This window comes from Pseudomonas sp. EGD-AK9 (assembly GCF_000465935.2).
In the GTDB taxonomy this organism is placed as follows: domain Bacteria; phylum Pseudomonadota; class Gammaproteobacteria; order Pseudomonadales; family Pseudomonadaceae; genus Aquipseudomonas.
Genome location: NZ_AVOF01000444.1, coordinates 1 through 2,246, shown reverse-complemented (window position 1 = coordinate 2,246; position 2,246 = coordinate 1). Strand labels below are relative to the sequence as shown.

Annotated in this window: 4 protein-coding genes; 2 read left to right on the top strand and 2 right to left on the bottom strand. The window is 68.1% G+C overall.

Annotated features, from left to right (window positions below; genetic code table 11):
* Together flgN and N878_RS18275 are read left to right on the top strand one after the other, a co-directional pair.
* A partial coding sequence (gene flgN / locus N878_RS18280; RefSeq protein ID WP_021445026.1) for a flagellar export chaperone FlgN occupies window positions 1-255 on the top strand: 255 nt, incomplete at its 5' end.
* An 88-nt stretch (window positions 256-343) separates the two neighbouring features.
* Window positions 344-1,093, top strand: a complete 750-nt coding sequence (locus tag N878_RS18275) for a flagellar brake protein (RefSeq protein WP_021445025.1) — start codon at window positions 344-346, stop codon at window positions 1,091-1,093.
* Between the two features lie 2 nt (window positions 1,094-1,095).
* Here N878_RS18275 and N878_RS18270 read toward each other — a convergent pair whose 3' ends face one another.
* Both N878_RS18270 and N878_RS18265 read right to left on the bottom strand, forming a co-directional pair.
* A complete protein-coding gene (locus N878_RS18270) occupies window positions 1,096-1,719 on the bottom strand; it encodes a TIGR04282 family arsenosugar biosynthesis glycosyltransferase (protein WP_021445024.1) in 624 nt (207 codons plus the stop codon).
* Window positions 1,716-2,246: TIGR04283 family arsenosugar biosynthesis glycosyltransferase (locus tag N878_RS18265; RefSeq protein ID WP_021445023.1), on the bottom strand; the 531-nt coding region annotated here is incomplete at its 5' end. The genes N878_RS18270 and N878_RS18265, both read right to left, overlap by 4 nt.

The window sequence follows — 2,246 nt, the reverse complement described above, 5'->3', positions numbered from 1 at the left end:
GACCGCGACGGCCTCGGCGCACTGGCGGCAGGCTCCGCGCTGGGCGAACAGTTGCTGGCACGCAGCGAAGCGCTGTCCGCCCTGCTGCAGCGCTGCCAGGAGGCCAACCTGCGCAACGGCCGACTGATCCGCGCCAACCAGGCCTCGGTCGGCAGCATCCTCGGCATCCTCCGCGGCGGTGAGACGCCGGGGCTCTATGACAGCAGTGGCAGTGCGGCTAGAATCGCCCAGCAAAGGCCACTCAGCCAGGCCTGAGCCACCACAAGAAAAAGCACAGGGACACGCAGGCACTCTGCCAGTATTCTAGTGCCGTTGTAGTCGATGACTCGGAGAGTTCCGAACTGTGTCCAGCGCGTTCAACGAGGAAAATGGTCCTCAGCCGCCCAAGGTGCTCAAGGCACCCGTGGAAATCATTGCCACCCTGCGCCAACTGCAACAGAACCACGACCCGCTGGTGATCCAGTTCAAGGATCGCAGCCAGCGATTCCAGAGCTACCTGGTGGAAATCGACCGCGAGCGCAACCGCGTGGCGCTGGATGAAATCATTCCCAACGATGGCGAGCGCTTCCTCAAGCAGGGCGAAGCCTTCAGCGTCGAGGCCTACCGTGAGGGCGTGCGCGTGGCCTGGAGCTGCGAGCACGACGTGCAACTGGGCGAGTTCGAGGGGGCGCCCTGCTACTGGGCGCCGCTGCCGCAGGAGGTGATCTATCACCAGCGCCGCAGCGCCTACCGCGCGCCGCTCAAGCAGAGCGACCTGATCAAGGTGGTGCTGGCCGGCGACAAACTGCGCGAACCGCTGCCCGGCCAGTTGCTGGACATCTCCGCCACCGGCTGCAAGCTGCGCTTTGCCGGCGACCTCAGCCAGCAATTGCACAACGGCCAGGTGCACGAGCGCCTCACCGCCCAACTGCCGTTCGGCGCCATGACCTGTGCGGTGGAGCTGCGCCACGTGCAGTACGAGGAGAAGGTCGACATGACCTTCGTCGGCACCCGCTTCTACCGCATGAGCGGTCTGGAGCAGCGCCAGGTCGAGCGCTTCGTCTACCAGCTGCAGCGCGAAGCGCGGCGCAGCGAGAGCGACGGCCTGTTCTAAGGTCAGTGCACCAGGTTGCGCCAGCGCTGATCCAGTTCCGCCAGGCGCGCCAGATCCTGCGGCCGATCCACATCCCATAGCGTCGGCAACAACAGATGCGGCCAGGCCAGGCGCTGCAGGCACTCGCGGGTACGCGCCAGCACCTGATCACCGCCCCAGGGCATGTTCTCGAACAGGCTGTGATCGAGGCTGCGCAGGCCCAGCAGCACGTAGCCGCCGTCCTCCGCCGGGCCGAGTACCGCACGGTGCTCGTCCAGTGCCGCACAGGCCTGCTGCAGGTAGGCGCCGTCGAGCGCCGGACAATCGTTGCCGATCAGCACCACGCCGTCGTGCTCGGCCAGACCGAGCGCCGCGATACGCCGCATGCGCTCGCCGAGGTCGCCGGCCGGCTGCTCCACCAGCACCCAGTCCTGGCGCTCGGCCAACTGCTGCAAGGGCCGGTCGGCATCGCCATCCAGCCACAGGAAACGCTGCTCGAAGGCCAGCGGCGGCAGGGCCAGGGTCTGTTCCAGCAGCGCCCGCTGCAGGCGGCTGGCGCCCTCCTCGCCCAATGTCGGAATCAGGCGCGTCTTCACCAGTCCAGGGACGGGTGCGCGCGCCAGCAGGTGGAGTGACAGCGTGGTCATCGTCGTGCTCCTCCTCGATAACGGCCAGCCAGCAGCTCCGGGCTGACCCCGCGGTAGTAGGCCAGGCGCAGACGCCACATCAACCAGACCGTGCGCCAGGTTCCATGTTGCTCCCAACGCCGGCTCGACGTCGAGAGCGGCGGGCGCAGGCAACGCGGCCGGGCCACGCGCCTGAGCCGCCGGCACAGCTCGAGGTCTTCCATCAGCGGGATGTCGGCATAGCCGCCGAGCGACTCGAACAGCTCGCGGCGCACGAAGATGCCCTGATCGCCGCTGGCGATGCCGGTCAGCCGCGAGCGCAGGTTGATCATCTGGCCGATCAACCATAGCGATGGGCCAGCGCCCGACAGGCGTAGATCGAAACGCCCCCAGCCCGGCTCATCGACCAGCGCCTGCTGCAACGCGGCCAGGCAAGCCGGGCTCAGCCGGGTGTCGGCATGCAGGAACCACAGGTAGTCGCCGCCGGCCTGCGCCGCGCCGGCGTTCATCTGCCGCGCCCGACCGGGCGGGCTGTGCAGCAGGCGGTC